Source organism: Streptomyces sp. NPDC052023 (genome assembly GCF_044548465.1).
GTDB lineage: Bacteria > Actinomycetota > Actinomycetes > Streptomycetales > Streptomycetaceae > Streptomyces.
On sequence record NZ_JBIUBW010000023.1, the window covers coordinates 88,675 to 104,950 of the forward strand.

The following is a 16,276-nucleotide window of genomic DNA, read 5'->3' on the forward strand; positions in this document are numbered from 1 at the left end:
GATGAGTCTCGCTCTGCCCGCCGTGCGGACCCGGGCGCTCTCCCCCGTCCTGCCCCTCGTGGCCCTCGTCGCCCTGGTCGGGCTGCCGGTCGCGCCGGGCGGCGACGGGGGCGCCACCCCGGCCGACGCGCTCTCCGCGCTGGTGGTCGGCTTCTGTGCCGTACGGCTGCTGCGGCAGCGGCGGCGCCCCCTGTCCCGTACCGCCGCCGTGGTCCTCGGGGCGCCCGTCGTGGGGCTCGCGGTGGCGGCGGCGGGGGCGGTCTCAGCGGGGGCCGGGATCAGCGGGATGGGCCGCTATCTCCAGGTGTTCGTGCTGGTGCCCGCCGCCGTGCTGCTGCTGGTCCGCGACCGGGCGGACTTCCGGCTGCTGGCCTGGTCGCTCGTGGCCCTCGCGGGGTGGCAGGGGGCGGTCGGCGTGCACCAGTACGTGACCGGCACGGGCGCCTCGTACCAGGGACAGCCGATCCGGGCCGTCGGCACCTTCGGGCCGCAGGACATCATGGGCATGGCGAGCGTGGTGTCGTTCGGGGTGGTGTGCGCGGTCGGGCTGGCGCTCGGCGTGGCGTCCGTACGGCAGCGGCTGGTCGCCGTCGGATGCGCGCTGGCGCTGCTGGTGCCGCTCGCGCTGTCCTTCAGCCGGGGCGCGTGGATCGCGACCGCCGTGACCTGCGCGGCGCAGCTGGCGCTGGCCGGGATGCGGCAGGCGTTGCGGGCGGGCGCCGTGACGGTGGCGGCCGCGGTGGTCCTGGTCGGCGGCTTCGGGGTCGGTACGGCGCTGCTCCAGGAGCGGATCGCGAGCATCACGCAGGTCACCGCCGCGCCCGACCAGTCGGTCACCGACCGGTACACCATGTGGGCGGCGGCCACCGGCATGTGGCGCGAACAGCCGCTGACCGGTGTGGGGCTGAAGGGCTTCCCCGAGTACCGCGACACCCATGCCTCGGTGGCGCTGTCCGCGGCCAGCGACACGGAGGGCGCGGGCGCGGCCTTCCGCAGGCAGCCGCTGCTGTCCCCGCACAACATGTATCTGCTGGTCCTCAGCGAGCAGGGGCTGATCGGACTGCTGGCGCTGGCCGGGAGCTGGCTCGCGTTGCTGGTGTGCGCGGTGCGGGGGCTCGTCCGGGCGAAGGCGCGGCCGGGCGGGCGTGCGCCCGACTGCGCGCTGGTGGCGTGCGGGCTGCTGATCTGGCAGTTGACCGACTTCGGCTACGCCGACATCGGCGGCCCCTCGACCGTGCTGACGGCACTCTGCTTCGGACTGGCGGCCTGGTGGGCGCTGGCCGGAGGGCGCACCGAGGAGACGCCGGCGCAGGACGTGGTGGGCGGGTGCGCCGCCCGGCGCCCGGAGGGGGCACCGGCGCGATGAACATGACGCCCCCTCGGACCCCGGGGACCGCGCGGCCCACCGTGCCCGGCGCACGCAACGCGCCACACGCCGACGCCGGCCGCGGACAGGCCCCGGAGGCGCGCGGCTTCCTCGCCAGGGCGGCCCTGCTCACCGCGGCGCTCTCCGTCGCGGGGTCGCTGCTGGGCCTCGGCCGGGACCAGGCGCTGGCCCGGCTGTTCGGGGCGGGCAGCGAGACGGACGCCTTCCTGGTCGCCTGGACGGTGCCGGAGTTCGCGGCCACCCTGCTCATCGAGGACGGGCTGGCCCTCGTCCTGATCCCGGCGTTCAGCCTGGCGCTGTCCCGGCGGGCGCAGGGCGCGCCCGGCGACCCCGTGCGGTCCCTGGTCGCGGCCACCCTGCCCCGGCTCTCCCTGGCCCTGATCACCGCCGGAGGGCTGGTCGTCGTCGGCGCCCCCTTCCTGGTCGGCGCCCTCGCCCCCGGCCTGCCCGACCCCGGGCTCGCGGTCGACTGCACCCGGATCACGGCGACCTGCGTGGTCAGCTTCGGGCTCGCCGGGTACTGCAGTGCCGCGCTGCGGGCGCACCGCCGCTTCCTGGCGCCGGCGGCGATCTACGTCGCCTACAACACGGGCATCATCACGGCGATGCTCGTACTCGGCGGGCACTGGGGGGTGCGCTCGGCGGCGGCCGGGGTCGCGGCGGGCGGCTGCCTGATGGTGGCGGTCCAGCTTCCCGCGCTGTGGCGGCAGTTGCGTACGAAGAGCGCCGGCGGGACGGCAGAGGCCGGTGAGCCGCAGCGCCCGGTGGGGCTCGCGCTGGTCTGCGCGGTGCTGCTGTTCGCGCTGTGCCGTCAGTCGCAGGTCCTGATCGAGCGGTTCATCGCCTCGCACCTCGACCCCGGGGCCATCTCGCATCTGAACTACGCCCAGAAGGTGGCGCAGATCCCGATGACGCTGTCCCTGATGCTCTGCACGGTCACCTTCCCGGTGGTCGCGCGGGCGCTGGCCGACGGCGACGGCGAGCGGGCCCGCGACCGGGTCGAGCGGGACCTGGCGTTCGCCGCGTGCATCGTGCTGCTCGGCGCCGCCACGGTCGTCGCCTGCGCCCCGCAGATCGTCGAACTCCTCTTCCAGCGGGGCGCGTTCACGGCGCGGGACACGGCGGCGACGGCGGAGGTCATGCGTGTGTACGCGCTCGGGCTGCTCGGCCAGACCCTGGTCGGCGCCCTGGTGCGCACCTACTTCTCGGACGGCCGCCCGAACTGGTACCCGCTGGCCGCGATGACGGCGGGCATCGCCGCGACGGCCGCCGCCGGGGCGGGCACGGTCGGGCTGTGGGGCGTGAGCGGCATCGCCGCGGCGAACGCGGCGGGGATCACGCTGACGGCGGCGCTGCTGCTCGGCGGGGCGCGCGCGAGGAGCGCGCGCCCCGGCACGGACGGCCGCACCGCCCGTGCCGCCCGCAACGTCGTTTCCCTCCGCCTCCGCCACGTCCTCGCGGACCTCGCCCGGCCGCTCGGCGCCGCCTTCGCCGCGACCGTCGCCGGTGCCTTCGTCGCGAGCAGGTTCGAGGCGCCGCTGCCCGGGCTGGTCCTCGGCTGTCTCACCGTGACCGTCGTCTTCGTCCTGCTCGGCCGGGCGCTGGGCGAGCGGGGAGTCGTGTCCGCACTGCGTTCCGTACGTTCCGCGACCCGGAGGCTTCCGTATGTCCGTTCCCGTTGACACCGGCACGCGTGCCGTGCGCTCCCCGGCCCCGGTCCCCTGGGTGGCGATGTATCACTCCGTGGGGAACTGCTCGGACGACCCCTACCGCATCACCGTCTCCCCGGACCGCCTGGACCGGCAGCTCGGCTGGCTGCGACGGCGGGGGCTGCGCGGCGTGTCCGTGGCCGAACTGCTCGCCGCCCGCGCCCGGGGCGAGGACCGGGGCCTGGTCGGGCTGACGTTCGACGACGGGTACGCCGACTTCGTCGACGTGGCCCTTCCGGTGCTGCGGCGGCACGGCTGCGGTGCCACCCTGTTCGTCCTGCCGGGCCGGCTCGGCGGGAACAACGCCTGGGACCCGCTGGGCCCGCGCAAGCCGCTGCTGACCGCCGACGGCATCCGGTCCGCCGCCGCACAGGGCGTCGAGATCGGCTCGCACGGGCTGACGCACGTCGATCTGACGAAGGCCGACGACGTGACGCTGACCGTGGAGACCGTCGAAAGCAGGGTGGCGATCGAGGAGTTGACCGGTGCTCCGGTCGCCGGCTTCTGCTACCCGTACGGCTCGGTCGACCGGCGTGCCGCCGACGCCGTACGGGACGCCGGGTACGAATACGCCTGCGCGATCGACCCCGGCCCGCTCTCCGGCCGGTACGCCCTGCCCCGGCTGCACATCGGGCAGAACGACACCGCCGTGCGCCTGCTGCTGAAGTACCGGCTGCACGGGCTGCGCAGGCGCGCGGTGGAGGGCGTGTGATGAGGGTCCTGCACATCATCACCGGCCTCGGCGTCGGCGGCGCGGAGCAGCAGCTGCGGTTGCTGCTGCGGCATCTGCCCGCCGCGTGCGACGTCGTGACGCTCACCAACCCGGGCCCGGTCGCCGACGGCCTGATCGCCGACGGCGTCCGCGTCACCCACCTCGGCATGGGCGGCAACCGCGATCTCGGCGCCCTGCCGCGCCTCACCCGCCTCATCCACTCCGGCGGCTACGACCTGGTGCACACGCACCTCTACCGCGCCTGCGTCTACGGCCGCCTCGCCGCCCGCCTCGCCGGGGTCAGGGCGATCGTCGCGACGGAGCACTCCCTGGGCGACTCCCAGATGGAGGGCCGCCCGCTGACGGCCGGCGTGCGGGGGCTCTACCTCGCCAGTGAGCGCCTCGGCCGTACCACGGTCGCCGTCTCCCCCACGGTCGCCGCCCGGCTGGAGCGCTGGGGTGTCCCGGCCGCCCGCATCGAGGTCGTGCCGAACGGCATCGACCTGGCCGGGTTCCGCTTCGACCCGGTGCGGCGGCAGCGCACCCGCCAGAGGTTCGGCCTGCCCGAGAACGCGTTTCTGATCGGCGCCGTCGGACGGCTCACCGCCGGCAAGCGTTTCGGCCTCGCCGTGCAGGCCCTGGCCCAGCTCCCCGAGGACTGCTGGCTGTTGCTGGTCGGCGGCGGCCCCGAGGAGAACGTGCTGCGCCGTACCGCGCGCGAGGCGGGAGTCGCCGGCCGCGTGCTGTTCACCGGCGAACGTCCCTACGTCCCGGACGGCTCACCCGGACCCGACCTGCCGTCCCTCACCGCGGCGATGGACCTGCTGCTCTCGCCGTCCGCCGAGGAGGCGTTCGGGCTCGCGGTGGTGGAGGCGCTGGCGGCGGGTCTGCCCGTCGTCCACGCCTCCTGCCCGGCGATCGAGGACCTGCCCCCGCACACCGCGCCCCACGCCCGCCGGGTGACCGGCGACGCCACGGAGTTCGCCCGTGCCGTCGCCGAGGCCCGGGCGGCCGGACCGCGGACCCGCACGGCCGCCGAGGCCGCCCGGCACTACAGCGTCACCCGCAGCGCGGCCCGGCTCATGGATGTCTACGCGACCGCGCTCGCCGCCCCGCGTGAGGCGGCGCCCTCGTCACCGTCACCCCAGGGAGTCAGTTCGTGATGACCGAGAACCCCGATGGACAGCACCGCCCGGCCGGCCCGCCGGCCCGCTTCAGGACGCTCCCGCCGTGGAGCCTGATCGCGGCCGGCGTGGTCGCCGGGGGGCTGCTCGGCGGCGCGTACGGGGCGCTGAAGGCACCGACGTACACGGCCACCAGCTACGTCGTCGCCGTCCCGGCCGAGGACTCGGACCCGGCCTCGGCGCTGGGCTTCGCGCAGGCGTACGGCCGGGTCGCCACGCAGGTCGCGGTGCTCGGGGACGCGCAGATGTGGGCGGGCGTACCGGTGCGGACGCTGAAGGACAGCGTGCGGACGGCGACCTCGCCGGACGCGCCGATGGTCGCGATCACCGCCACCTCCTCCCGGCCCGGTCTCTCCGCCGACATGGCAAACGCCGTGGCCCGCGCCCTCACCCGGCACGCGGACGACACCGCGGACGCCACCAAGGTGGAACTCCAGCAGTTCGCCCGCGCCACCAAGCCGACCGAGCCGTCCTCCCCCTCCGCGACCGTGACCGGCATGGTCGGCGCGAGCGCGGGCGGACTGCTCGGGGGGCTCGCCCTGCTGGTACGGCCCCGCCGCGGCGCCGGCGCCGGCGACTCGGCGCGGGCCGCCTCCGTGCCGGGGCCGTCCGTCGCCGTCGACGCGCATGGGGCGCTGTGAAGCCGTCGTACCGCGCGGAAGTCGTCACCGAGGAGCCCGCCTTCGCCGCGCTCGCCCCCGTCTGGGGACGGCTGTACGGCAGGTCGCCGGGCGCGACACCGTTCCAGAGCCACGCCTGGCTGCACTCCTGGTGGCTGTCCTACGGCAGCCCCGGGCGGCTGCGGCTGGTGCTGGTGCACGCGGGCGGTGAACTCGTCGCGGCGGCCCCCCTGATGCGGGTGACACGTCCACTGCCGTCGCTGGTGCTGCTGGGCGGGGCGATCTCCGACTACGGGGACGTGCTGCTGGACGACGAGCACGGGGAGGGGGCGCTGGCCGCGCTCACCGAGGGGCTCGCGAGGGCGGCCCGCACCGCGCTGATCGACCTGCGGGAGGTCCGGCCGGGCGGCGCGGCCGAGCGGGTGTACGAGCGGTGGCACGGGCCACGGCACCGGGTGAGCGACTCGCTGTGCCTGGAGCTGCCCGCCGGACCGATGGCGGACCTCGTCGCCCGGCTGCCGTCCAAGTCCCAGCAGCGGGCTCGCGCCAAGCTCCGCAGGCTGCGGGCGATGGGCGTCGAGCGGAGTGCCGTCAAGCCGGACGAGGTGGAGCGGGCACTGGGGCGGCTGCTGGAGCTGCACCGGTTGCAGTGGCAGGGGCGGAAGGTGACGTCGGAGCATCTGCGGCCGCGGTTCCGCGACCACCTGGTGCGGGCGGTGGCGGAGATGGTGCGCACCGGGGACGCGGTGGTCACCGAGTTCCGGCTGGACGGCGAGGTGGTGACCGTCGATCTGACGCTGATGTCACGGTGGCTGAGCGGCGGCTATCTGTACGGCGCCCACCCGACGCTGCGGGAACACAAGGTGGACGTGGCGGCGATGCTGCTGGAGGCCTGCGCCGAGCAGGCCTGCGCGGAAGGGCTCAGCACGCTGAGCCTGCTGCGCGGCGACGAGCCGTACAAGCATCACTGGCGTCCCGAGACCGTCGTCAATCAGAGGCTGCTGCTCGCCCGGCGGCGCACCGCACCGCTGCTGGCGGCGGCGGTGTCCGATGCCGGAATGCGCCGCCGGGGCAAGCAGGTGCTGCGCCGGCGGAAGGAGCGCGACGGTGGCGGCAGGTCCTGAACGGGCCTGCCGCCACCGGCGGCGCTCCGGGTCACTGCGGGCGCGACCACCAGTCGAGCCGCATGCACAGCTTTCCGCCGAGCCAGTGCTCCACCCAGTCGCCCAGGTGCAGCGGCGAGCAGCTGGCCGGGGGTGTGGTGGGCGGCGTGGTCGGAGCAGGCTGTGTGGGCTGCGGGGTCGGCGTCGGCTGCGGGGCCGGTGCGTCGGTGCGGCCGGTGAGCAGCGCCCGGTACACCGCGGCGGACCTCGGGTTGTCGTCGCACTGCCAGACGCCGTGCGGGCAGTAGTCGGTCAGGGTGTTGTAGAGCGGCTTGTGCTTGTCCATCCAGGCGAGCATGCGGCGCATGTACTCCGGGTTGTCACCGTTGCGGAACAGGCCCCATTCGGGATAAGAGATCTCCTTGCGGTGTGCCTTCGCGAATTCCACGTGTTCCTGGAGTCCGTAGGGCTCTTTCACCTGTTCGTCGAAGGACAGTCCGGCCGGCTGGTCGTACGCGTCCATTCCCACGATGTCGACCGTGTCGTCCCCCGGATAGCACCGGGGCCAGGGAATGGCGTCGCGACCGCGCGTCGGGGTGAAGTCGAACCGGAATTTCTGGCCCGGCACCGCACGCATGGTGGTGACGATGTTGTTCCAGTACTGCTTCCAGGCCTGTGGGTCGGGCCCGCAGCGATGGGTGTACGTGATGCCGTTCATCTCCCAGCCGAGCACGATCACCGTGTCCGGCACCTTCAGCTCCACGAGCCGCTCGGCGAGCCTGCGGAAGTGGTGATCGAAGTGGCCGGCCGCACCGCGCCGCAGCAGTGCCCTGACCTCGTGGTCGGGGACTCCCTCCTCGTTGCGCTCCAGCATGGGGACGTTCAGGACGAACATCCGGTCGTCCTCGGCGTTGCGCCAGTCGGCCCACGACTCCAGGAAGTCGGGCGCGCCCTCGATGTTGCTCCACCGGTCACCCGGCAGATAGGTGTGCCCGACGCGCAGGTCGGCGCCGCCCAGCCAGCGGCTGAGCTCGGCGATCCGGGCCACGCCGCGCTCGGCGTAGTGGAGATAGGCACCGAAGGCGGGGAACTCCCGCACGGGCGGCCTGGCCGGCCCGGCCGGCGGTGCGGCCGGCGACTGGGAGGCGGCCGGGACGGGCGGAGCCGTCGTCGCCGGGGTGGTGCCGGCTCCGGGCCCGGACGTCGTGGCCGCCGTCGGTGTCGCGGGTCGCGTGGGTGTCGTGGGCGCGGGAGCCGGCGGGTCGCCGACCGCCGTCACCCCTAGGCCCAGGGCGAATCCGGGACCGGCGGCCAGGACGGCCGACGCGACGACCGTCGCCGCGAGGCACGCCAGCCGCCGGGGCCGGCCCCGGCGCTGCTCTGCGGCCATGACCGCTCCTCTCTCCACTCTCGTGTGCTGTCCCTCAGCTGACGTTCTTTTCGGTGGACTGTGACGGTGACGTGTTTTCCGATGGATTTCTGTCCCAGTTACTGACACTCAGTCATATCAGTGTGAATTCCGCCAGTGCGCGTGGGGCGTGCGAGTGCCCCGCTAGCCCGCACGGGTCAACGATCGAAGGAATGACCGCCGTGTCGCTGTTCGACACCCGCGTCCCCGCTGTTCTGCTGCGGATCGACCGGAATCCCTTTCACCACGGAACCCTGGGCGCCGTACGCTCGCTCGGCCGGGCGGGGGTGGACGTGCACGTGGTCGCCGACTGCGCGGGAAGCCCGGTCCGGACGTCCCGTTTCGTACGCCGACTGCATCCGCCGCCGGGACCGGACGCCTCCCTCGACGACATCGCCGCCACGCTGCTCCGGGTCGCCGCGGGGATCGCGCGCCCGGCCGTGCTGATCCCGATGGACGACGCCGGCGCCATCGCGGTGGGGCGGCTGGACAAGGTCCTCGCGCCGGCCTACCTGCTCCCCGCGCCGCCCGCCGGACTGCCCGAACGCGTCGCCGACAAGGCCGAACTGGCCGCTGTCTGTGCGGCGCTGGGCCTGCCGCACCCCCGCACGACGGTGCCCGGCAGCGCCGAGCAGGCGGCCGCGGCCGCCTGGCGGCTCGGGCTGCCGGTGGTGGCGAAGTGGAGCCGCCCGTGGCTGCTGCGCACCGGAACCGGCCTGCGCAGCACGGCACTGGTGCGCTCCACCCAGGAGGCGCGGGAGTTGTACGAGCGTTCCGGGGAAGCGGGCAGCCCGCTGCTGCTGCAGGAGTTCCTGCCGCCGGGCCCCGGCCGGGACTGGTTCTTCCACGGATACGCGGACCGCTCCGGCGCCGTCCGTGCGGGCGGTCCCGGCCGCAAACTGCACTCCTGGCCGCGCGCGGCGGGCCTGACGGCAGTCGGCGAGTGGGCACCCAACCCCGAGGTGCAGGCGCTCGCCGAGCGCCTCGTGGGCGAGCTCGGCTACCGCGGCATCCTGGACCTCGACTTCCGCCGCTGCGGCGCCACCGGGCGCTACCACCTGCTCGACTTCAACCCGCGTCCTGGAGCCCAGTTCCGGCTCTTCACCGACAGCGCGGGACTGGATGTCGTACGCGCCGCGCACCTGGACCTGACCCACCGCCAACTGCCGGACGGCGCGCCGCGGCCGGGCCGGGCGTTCGTGGTCGAGAACTACGCCCCGCTCACCGCGCTGCGCCCGGCGGCCGGCGGCCGCGAGCTGGCCTGGCACGCCCGCGACGACCTCGCCCCCGGTCTCGCGATGAGCGCCCTGTGGTCCCGGCACGTGCTGCGCCGGCTGCGGGGGCGCCTGCGGCGCCGGGCCACGGTGGTGGCCCCGCCGCGGGTCCCGCTGGTCCGTCAGGCGCCCCCGGTGGAGCCCGGCCCGGTCGAGGTGCCGGGTTCCCTGGGAGCCTCGGGGTTCGGCGGCGACGAGAAGGACGAGAAGGCGGGGAGCCGCTGAGGGCCCCCGGTCGTGCGGGCGCCCCGGGCGACGGTGGTTCGTCGCCCGGGGCGCCGGCACTTCGTGGACCTGGTGGCCGGGGTCTCCGGCACCAGGGGTGGTGCTACCTGCGGTGCCCGGCGCGGCCGCGCCGGAAGAGCAGCGCACCGCCCAGGATCATCGCGGCCCCGGCGCCCGAGGCGGCCAGTACGGCCTCGGTGCCGGTTTCGGGCAGGGACGGCGGGTGCTCCGGGTTCTCGCCGTCGGTGGGGGGTGTGCCCGTGGGCGCCGGCGGCTCGCTCGGGGTCGGTGGCGGGGGCGGTGTGCTGACCGGAGGCTGGCTCGGGGGCGGCGTCGACGGGGGCGGCGTCGACGGGGGCGGCGTCGTGGCCGGAGGCGGCGTCGTGGGGGTGTCGCCGTATCCACCTTCCTCGCCGTAGCCGTAGCCGGCACCGTCGCCGTAGCCGTAGCCGTAACCGCCGGCGTCACCGGAGCCGGAGCCGTAGCCGTAACCGCCGGCGTCACCGGAGCCGTAGCCGTAACCGCTGAGCAGGTCGTCGGTGAGGCTGCTGCCCAGGCCTGCTCCGGAACCGTCGGACGTCCCGTCGGTACCCGGCGCCCCCGGCATGTCCTCTGACGCGTTGTCGGCCGTGCTCCCGGACGTCCCGGCGGCCGCGTCCTCCGCCGTGCCGGTGGCCGTGGTCCCCGGCATGTCCGTGGCCGTGTCGTCCGCCGTGCCGGTGGCCGTGCTCGCCGGCATGTCCGTGGCCGTGTCGTCCGCCGTGCCGGGAGTCTTGCTCCCGGACGCCGCGGTGGCCGTGTCCTGCGCCATGTCGAGGGCCGTGCTCCCGGACGTGTCGGTGGCGCTGCCGGAGGTCGAGCCGGCGCCCTGCCCGGTCTCGGCCACCTCGGCCTCCTCGGCCTCCTCGGCCACGGTGCGGTCCATGGAGCGGTTCTCGGCGGGAGCGGCATCCGCGTAGACGTCCTGCTGGAGGTCCTCGGAGAACTTCTCGTGATCGAACGCCCCGGCCGTCCCGGACGAGTCCGCTTCCTCGTCGCAGGAGCCGCCGAAGGCCGGGTTCAGACCGGCGGCCCCGTCGGCGGCGTCACCGCAGGTGTTGACCGGTAGGTCGACCGGGGCCTCGAGGGTGCTGCTCGAGGCCACACCCGGCGAACTCTTGGCCGCCCCGCCCGCCGTCGAGTCGGCGAGGGCGGCGCTGCCGCACAGGGACAGCATGCTCGTCGCGGCAGCCGCCGCGACCACTCCCTTACCCAGGCTCTTTCGCAATCTCGTTGTCTTCCTGCTCGGAGGAGAGGGAAAGGCCGGCCTTGGCGAAGAGTGAAGTCGTCCAAGGCCGGCCGTGGCGCAGCCGAGCGGCTGGTGCGTTACGCCGTCAGTCGTTCTTGCAGTAGTTGCCGAACGCCGGGTTCAGCGCCGCGATCACGTTGATGGTGTTGCCGCACACGTTGACCGGAACGTGCACGGGAACCTGGACCACGTTGCCGGACAGCACACCCGGGGAACCGACGGCAGCACCCTCGGCGCCGGAGTCGGCGAAGGCCGGGGCGGCCATCCCGAGAGCCATGATCGCGCCCGCGACGAGAGCAGCGCTCTTCTTCATGAACTTTCCCTTCTCTGCGGTCATGCCTTTTGGACGGCCGAGACCGAGCGAGCACAGCTTGTACGGCTCGCACCATGACCTGCAGCCTGCAAACGAGAAATTGACAGCCGAAGAAACTATGGAACGGGTAACACCACTGAATTCACTCGATTGCTCGGTAAATAACTTCTTTCCAGTACGCCGCCGGGCGGTCCGCTGGGGGAATCAGCGGACCGCCCGGGCTGCGCGAAGGACGGCTCAGTCGCCGTTCGCCGAAAGGACCGACAGGTCCTCCAGGATGTGGCTCAGCGCGGCGTCACGCTTGGTGTTCGTGGAGTTGTCCGCGCACTGCTGCTGCGTGTGGTCGGACAGGACCGGGATGTCCTGGGCCACCAGACCGATGGCGCCCGCGACGCCGACGGGGACGTCCTGCACGGCGAGGCAGGGCTTGTTGAGCGACCCGTCGACCAGCGAGAGCTGGGGGCTCATGTCGCCCTTGGTCGCCGAGTTGCCGAACGACGACGACGCGCCGTTTCCGTTGGCCACGGACGGCCCGGAGTCGTCCCCGACGGCAAGCGCGTGGGGAGCGGCCGCAACCGACATACCGATGACGGAAGCGGCGGCCGCCGCGGCGACCATTGCCTTCTTGAGCACTTCGCGTTCCTTTCCTCGTAGCGACGCATGTCCTACGGCCTCATCAACCCAGGCCCGGATGATTGGTTGCGGCCGTTCACCCGGTTGGCCCGGCCCATCCGTCCAAACGCCTGATAATCACCGGGAACGACGAACACACAAAGAGCTCAGGTGTCGACCGAGAGGGTGATCGGGAGAAACCGCGCAGGGCGAGCACAGTTGTCCAGAACGCTCCGGGGACGGGGTTTCCTAAGAAAGGACTGGCCATGATCAAGAAGGTTTTTGCCACCGCTGCGATCGCAGCTTCCGTCATGGGCGCCTCCGCTGCCGCGGCCCCGCAGGCGCTTGCGGTCGGTGACGACAGCGGCCCGACCGCCGCGAACGGCAACGCCGCGCTGCAGAGCTTCGGCAACTCGGCCACGCACGGGAACATGAGCCCGCAGATGGCGCTGATCCAGGGCTCCTTCAACAAGCCCTGCCTCGCCGTGAACGACCTGCCCGTCGGCGTAGGCGCCCTGGGCGCCGTCCCGATCCAGGACATCCCGATCCTGTCGGACCACACGCAGCAGCAGTGTGCGGAGAACTCCACCAACGCCAAGCGCGACGGCGCGCTGGCGCACCTGCTGGAGGACGTGTCGGTCCTGTCGGCCAACGGCGAGTGACATCGTCCTGAGGGCGGGCCGCCGAGCATCCCGGCGGCCCGCCCTCTTCGTATGCCTGCCCCCGTGTGCGGGGTGTGTCAGCCGCCGGGCGCGTACAGCGCCTCGATCTCCTTCGCGTACGCGGTCGTCACGGCGTGCCGTTTGACCTTCAGGGAGGGGGTCAGCATGCCGTTCTCCTCGGTGAACTCGCCCTCGACCAGGGTGAAGGCACGGATCGACTCGGCGCGGGAGACGGCCTCGTTGGCGTGGTCGACGGCCCGCTGGACGGCGGCGCGCAGGCGCGGGTCCTGGCGGATCGCGGACAGGGGAGTGTCCCGGGGCATCTTGTGGACGGCCAGCCAGTGGGCGACGGCGTCGGGGTCGAGGGTGATCAGGGCACCGACGTAGGGGCGGTTGTCGCCGACGACCAGGCACTGGCCGATCGGTGAGCGGCTGCGCAGGCGGTCCTCCAGGATCGACGGGGAGACGTTCTTGCCGCCGGAGGTGACGAGGATGTCCTTCTTGCGGCCCGTGATGGTGAGACAGCCGTCCTGGTCGAGGGAGCCGAGATCGCCGGTGGCGAACCAGCCGCCGCTGAGGACCGCGTCGGTGGCCTGCGGGTTGTTCCAGTAGGCCTCGAAGACGATGCCGCCCCTGATCAGCACCTCGCCGTCGGCCGCGATCCGGACGGCGGTGCCGGGGACCGGCGGGCCGACCGTGCCGGGGCGGGGTTCGAGGGGCGGGACGATGGTCGCGGCGGCGGTGGTCTCGGTCAGGCCGTAGCCCTCGTAGACGACGATTCCGGCGGCGTGGAAGAAGAGGGTGAGGTCGCGGTCGAGGGGGGAGCCGCCGCTGATGGCGTAGCGCAGCCGGCCGCCGAGTTCCTTGCGGATACGGCGGTAGACCAGCAGGTCGTACAGCGCCCAGGCGGCGTAGAGGCCCGGGCCGGGGCCCTTGCCGGTGCCCAGGAACTTCCTCAGGTGCGCCTGAGCGAAGCGGACGGCCGTGCGGTCGGCACGGTCGAAGGAGGCCCCGCGGCCGATCTTCTCGGCGGTGGCGCGGGCGGTGTCGTGGATCTTCTCGAACAGGTACGGGACGCCGACGAGGAAGGTGGGCCGGAACTCCTTCAGCAGCGGGCGGAGTTCGTCCGGCTTCACGCTCGGGCAGTGGCCGATCTCGATGCGGGCCAGCAGGCAGGCGATCTGGAGGGTGCGGCCCAGTATGTGGGCGAGCGGGAGGAAGAGGAGCGTCGAGGCGGTCCGGCGGGTGACCGCCTTGAAGACCGGGTGGAGCAGCTCGACGGTGTTCGCGGCCTCCGCGTGCAGGTTGGCGTGGGTGAGGACGCAGCCCTTGGGCCGGCCGGTGGTGCCCGAGGTGTAGCAGATCGTCGCGGCCGTGCCGGGGGTGAGGGCGGTACGGCGCTCGGTGACCTCCTCGTCGGGGAGGTGCTCGCCGAGGGTGATGAGGTCGGTGAGGGCGTCGGCGTCGAGCTGCCAGACGCGGGGCGGGTGGGTGTGCCCCGCCGTGCCGGAGACGACGGTGGCGGCGTTCCCGGCCGTCTCGGTGACGACGTGCCGGGCGCCCGAGTCACGGACGATCCAGTCGACCTGCGGCGCGGAGGACGTGGGGTAGACCGGGACGGTCCGGCCGCCGGCCGCCCAGACGGCGAAGTCCAGGACCGTCCACTCGTACCGGGTGCGGGACATGACGGCGACCCGGCCGCCGGGTTCGAGACCGGCGGCGATCAGGCCCTTGGCGACGGCGGTGACCTCCTGGGCGAAGGCCGCGGCGGTGACCGGGGCCCAGCCGCCGTCCGCGGTCCTGCGCCGCAGCACCACCGCGCCGGGGGCCTCGGCCGCGTTCGTGTACGGGATGTCGGCGATGCTGCCGGTGGTGAGGGGCTCGGCCATCGGCGGGGTGTACGCCTCCCGCACGGTGCCGGCCTCGTCCCTGGTCAGCTCGACCTCGGCGCGGGCCGCCAGGTCGGTGCGCTGCTTGGCCCGCTTCAGATCCCTGCGTACGCCCATGGCGGCTCCCGTGTTGCCGGTGCACGGTGTTGACGCAAGGTCAACTTACCCGGAAGTAAGGAAAGGTCAAGCGGTCGCGCTCCGGCCCGCCGGGCGGCCGGTGTCAGTACGCGATGGCCGCGGCCTGCTCGATGGCCGACGCCAGCTCCCGTACCGCCTCGTCCTCGGTCCGCCGCGCCAGATCGTCCGCCTGCCGGGCGAGTTCGCGCATCCCCGGTGCGCCGGGCAGCGGGGCGTAGCGGGTGTCCTCGCGGCGCAGGGCGTCGGCGAAGTAGGCGGCCACCGCCGCGACCTGGAAGCGGGGGGACGCGCCGCGCACGGAGTCGTCCAGGGCCGCCGTCTCGAGCCGGCCCGACTCCTCGTGCGGGGCGCGGGTGGCGGGATCGAGCCAGCGGACGGTGGCCGTGGCGAGGTGGCCTTCCGCGCCCGGCCTGGTGCGGACGGCGTACAGGGCGGTGACCGTGTGGCCGGGGCCCACCTCGCCGCCGTCGACGCGGTCGTTACGGAAGTCCTCGTCGGCGACCTCGCGGTTCTCGTACCCGATCAGGCGGAACCGGTCGACGGTAGCCGGGTCGAAGGCGACCTGTGCCTTGGCGTCGCGGGCGGTGAGGTCGACATGCTGCGGGAGTTCCTCGCAGAAGACCTCACGGGCCTCCTCCGCCGTCGAGACGTAGGTCGTGTGGCCGTCGCCCCGGTCGGCGAGGCGTTCCATGAGCTCGTCGCCGTAGTCGCTGCCCACGCCCACGCCGAAGAGGGTGATGCCGTGCTCGCGACGGGCACCGCCGATGTTCGCGAGGATCGTGTCGGCGTCGGTGTCGCCGGTGTTGGCGAGGGCGTCGGAGACGAGGACGACGCGGTTGGTCGCGCCCTCGCGCAGGCCTTCGACGGCGGTCGCGTACCCGGTCTCGACCCCCGCGCCGAGGTTGGTGGACTGCTGGACCTCCAGGCCGGAGACGGCGTCGTGGATCCTGCCGCGGTTGCCGCCGAGCCGGGTCATCGGCAGGACGGTCTCGGCCTCGTCGCTGAAGGTGACCAGCGCGACCGAGTCGTCGTCGCGCAGCCGGTCGGTCATCACGCCGAGGGACTCCTTGGCGAGGTCCAGCCGGCCGGGCTCGGACATCGAGCCGGAGACGTCGAGGACGAAGGTGAGGGCGGCGGGCGGGCGTTCGCCGTCGTCCCCGGCCGGGCGCGTGGCCAGGCCGACGCGGACCAGGGACCAGTCCCGCGCGCCGGTACGGGCGCCGTCGACGGTCACCGAGAAGCCGTTGCCGTCGGGGCGTTCGTAGTCCTGGCGGAAGCTGTTGACGAACTCCTCGGGGCGGATCGTGGACGGGTGCGGCCGGCCGCCCTCCGCGAGGGTGCGGCGGGCGTAGCCGTACGAGGCGGTGTCGACGTCGAGGGCGAAGGTGGAGAGGTAGTCGGGTTCCGGTGCGAACTCGCCGTCCGCGCCGTCCTCGCGCTGCTCACCGCTCACCTCGCCGGAGTCCGGGGCGGGCGGGGCGGGGGCCGGGAAGCCGTCGGCCCGTTCCGCCCGGTCCACGCCGCTTCTGTCGCTGTCACCGCTCCCGGCGCAGCCGGTGAGGAGCAGGCCGCCGGCCGTGGTGAGGGCGAGCAGCGCCCCGCCGAGCCGTCGTATCCGGTACCGCTTCATCTCGCGTACCCCCTGTGTCCGTTGACCGCCGTCGGATGCCGACGTCAGTGACTGTGACGGCACAGGGGGCCGGAATGTGCGTGACGAAGCGTTGCGCTTACGTCTCGAAGGGGCTACGGAGC

14 protein-coding genes are annotated in these 16,276 nt (G+C 73.7%); 8 read left to right on the top strand and 6 right to left on the bottom strand.

Going from position 1 to position 16,276, the window contains the following annotated elements:
* Position 1 precedes the first annotated feature (1 nt).
* Genes ACIHCM_RS32415 through ACIHCM_RS32440 form a run of 6 tightly spaced genes read left to right on the top strand, consistent with a single transcriptional unit; the run spans position 2 to position 6,736 of the window.
* Positions 2 to 1,366 carry an O-antigen ligase family protein gene (locus ACIHCM_RS32415; protein WP_399903838.1) on the top strand — a complete coding sequence of 455 codons (1,365 nt, stop codon included), beginning with the start codon at positions 2 to 4 and terminating at the stop codon, positions 1,364 to 1,366.
* The gene (locus ACIHCM_RS32420; protein ID WP_399903842.1) at positions 1,363 to 3,069 is read left to right on the top strand and encodes a lipid II flippase MurJ; all 1,707 of its coding nucleotides are present in this window, start codon (positions 1,363 to 1,365) and stop codon (positions 3,067 to 3,069) included. The genes ACIHCM_RS32415 and ACIHCM_RS32420 overlap by 4 nt, the downstream gene beginning before the upstream one ends.
* Positions 3,053 to 3,808, top strand: coding sequence for a polysaccharide deacetylase family protein (locus tag ACIHCM_RS32425; protein ID WP_399903845.1), 756 nt, complete (start codon positions 3,053 to 3,055; stop codon positions 3,806 to 3,808). The genes ACIHCM_RS32420 and ACIHCM_RS32425 overlap by 17 nt, the downstream gene beginning before the upstream one ends.
* On the top strand, positions 3,808 to 4,971 hold the full coding sequence (locus ACIHCM_RS32430; RefSeq protein ID WP_399903848.1) for a glycosyltransferase: 1,164 nt from the start codon (positions 3,808 to 3,810) through the stop codon (positions 4,969 to 4,971). Before ACIHCM_RS32425 ends, ACIHCM_RS32430 begins: the two co-directional genes overlap by 1 nt.
* Entirely contained in the window at positions 4,971 to 5,633 is a 663-nt protein-coding gene (locus ACIHCM_RS32435) for a lipopolysaccharide biosynthesis protein (protein ID WP_399903850.1), read from the top strand. The genes ACIHCM_RS32430 and ACIHCM_RS32435 overlap by 1 nt, the downstream gene beginning before the upstream one ends.
* Complete coding sequence (locus ACIHCM_RS32440; RefSeq protein WP_399903853.1) at positions 5,630 to 6,736, top strand: GNAT family N-acetyltransferase; 1,107 nt, start codon at positions 5,630 to 5,632, stop codon at positions 6,734 to 6,736. Before ACIHCM_RS32435 ends, ACIHCM_RS32440 begins: the two co-directional genes overlap by 4 nt.
* A gap of 31 nt (positions 6,737 to 6,767) precedes the next feature.
* Here ACIHCM_RS32440 and ACIHCM_RS32445 read toward each other — a convergent pair whose 3' ends face one another.
* A complete protein-coding gene (locus ACIHCM_RS32445) occupies positions 6,768 to 8,105 on the bottom strand; it encodes a glycoside hydrolase family 26 protein (RefSeq protein WP_399903856.1) in 1,338 nt (445 codons plus the stop codon).
* 200 nt (positions 8,106 to 8,305) lie between these two features.
* On the opposite strand from ACIHCM_RS32445, the gene ACIHCM_RS32450 reads away from it, so the two are divergent.
* On the top strand, positions 8,306 to 9,622 hold the full coding sequence (locus tag ACIHCM_RS32450; RefSeq protein WP_399903937.1) for an ATP-grasp domain-containing protein: 1,317 nt from the start codon (positions 8,306 to 8,308) through the stop codon (positions 9,620 to 9,622).
* Between the two features lie 103 nt (positions 9,623 to 9,725).
* Here ACIHCM_RS32450 and ACIHCM_RS32455 read toward each other — a convergent pair whose 3' ends face one another.
* The 3 genes from ACIHCM_RS32455 to ACIHCM_RS32465 form a co-directional block, all read right to left on the bottom strand.
* A complete protein-coding gene (locus ACIHCM_RS32455; protein WP_399903859.1) occupies positions 9,726 to 10,889 on the bottom strand; it encodes a chaplin family protein in 1,164 nt (387 codons plus the stop codon).
* A gap of 106 nt (positions 10,890 to 10,995) precedes the next feature.
* Positions 10,996 to 11,223, bottom strand: a complete 228-nt coding sequence (gene chpD, locus ACIHCM_RS32460; protein WP_399903862.1) for a chaplin ChpD — start codon at positions 11,221 to 11,223, stop codon at positions 10,996 to 10,998.
* A 237-nt stretch (positions 11,224 to 11,460) separates the two neighbouring features.
* Positions 11,461 to 11,856 (bottom strand): rodlin, encoded by a 396-nt coding sequence (locus tag ACIHCM_RS32465; protein WP_399903865.1) that lies wholly within the window; start codon positions 11,854 to 11,856, stop codon positions 11,461 to 11,463.
* A 245-nt stretch (positions 11,857 to 12,101) separates the two neighbouring features.
* Between ACIHCM_RS32465 and ACIHCM_RS32470 the strand changes: the two genes are divergently transcribed.
* On the top strand, positions 12,102 to 12,497 hold the full coding sequence (locus ACIHCM_RS32470) for a rodlin (protein WP_399903868.1): 396 nt from the start codon (positions 12,102 to 12,104) through the stop codon (positions 12,495 to 12,497).
* Positions 12,498 to 12,574: 77 nt separating this feature from the next.
* Here the strand turns inward: ACIHCM_RS32470 and ACIHCM_RS32475 are convergent, their stop codons facing one another.
* Both ACIHCM_RS32475 and ACIHCM_RS32480 read right to left on the bottom strand, forming a co-directional pair.
* Positions 12,575 to 14,503, bottom strand: a complete 1,929-nt coding sequence (locus ACIHCM_RS32475) for an AMP-dependent synthetase/ligase (protein WP_399903872.1) — start codon at positions 14,501 to 14,503, stop codon at positions 12,575 to 12,577.
* 103 nt (positions 14,504 to 14,606) lie between these two features.
* Positions 14,607 to 16,154: a von Willebrand factor type A domain-containing protein gene (locus ACIHCM_RS32480; protein WP_399903874.1), complete on the bottom strand. Its 1,548-nt coding sequence runs from the start codon at positions 16,152 to 16,154 to the stop codon at positions 14,607 to 14,609.
* Positions 16,155 to 16,276 lie beyond the last annotated feature (122 nt).

Bases quoted from the DNA above. Each gene is read 5' to 3' on its own strand.
- chpD (WP_399903862.1), bottom strand. From the start codon at position 11,223: ATGAAGAAGAGCGCTGCTCTCGTCGCGGGCGCGATCATGGCTCTCGGG.
- ACIHCM_RS32430 (WP_399903848.1), top strand. From the start codon at position 3,808: ATGAGGGTCCTGCACATCATCACCGGCCTCGGCGTCGGCGGCGCGGAG.
- ACIHCM_RS32420 (WP_399903842.1), top strand. From the start codon at position 1,363: ATGAACATGACGCCCCCTCGGACCCCGGGGACCGCGCGGCCCACCGTG.
- ACIHCM_RS32480 (WP_399903874.1), bottom strand. From the start codon at position 16,154: ATGAAGCGGTACCGGATACGACGGCTCGGCGGGGCGCTGCTCGCCCTC.
- ACIHCM_RS32470 (WP_399903868.1), top strand. From the start codon at position 12,102: ATGATCAAGAAGGTTTTTGCCACCGCTGCGATCGCAGCTTCCGTCATG.
- ACIHCM_RS32425 (WP_399903845.1), top strand. From the start codon at position 3,053: ATGTCCGTTCCCGTTGACACCGGCACGCGTGCCGTGCGCTCCCCGGCC.
- ACIHCM_RS32415 (WP_399903838.1), top strand. From the start codon at position 2: ATGAGTCTCGCTCTGCCCGCCGTGCGGACCCGGGCGCTCTCCCCCGTC.
- ACIHCM_RS32445 (WP_399903856.1), bottom strand. From the start codon at position 8,105: ATGGCCGCAGAGCAGCGCCGGGGCCGGCCCCGGCGGCTGGCGTGCCTC.
- ACIHCM_RS32475 (WP_399903872.1), bottom strand. From the start codon at position 14,503: ATGGGCGTACGCAGGGATCTGAAGCGGGCCAAGCAGCGCACCGACCTG.
- ACIHCM_RS32435 (WP_399903850.1), top strand. From the start codon at position 4,971: ATGACCGAGAACCCCGATGGACAGCACCGCCCGGCCGGCCCGCCGGCC.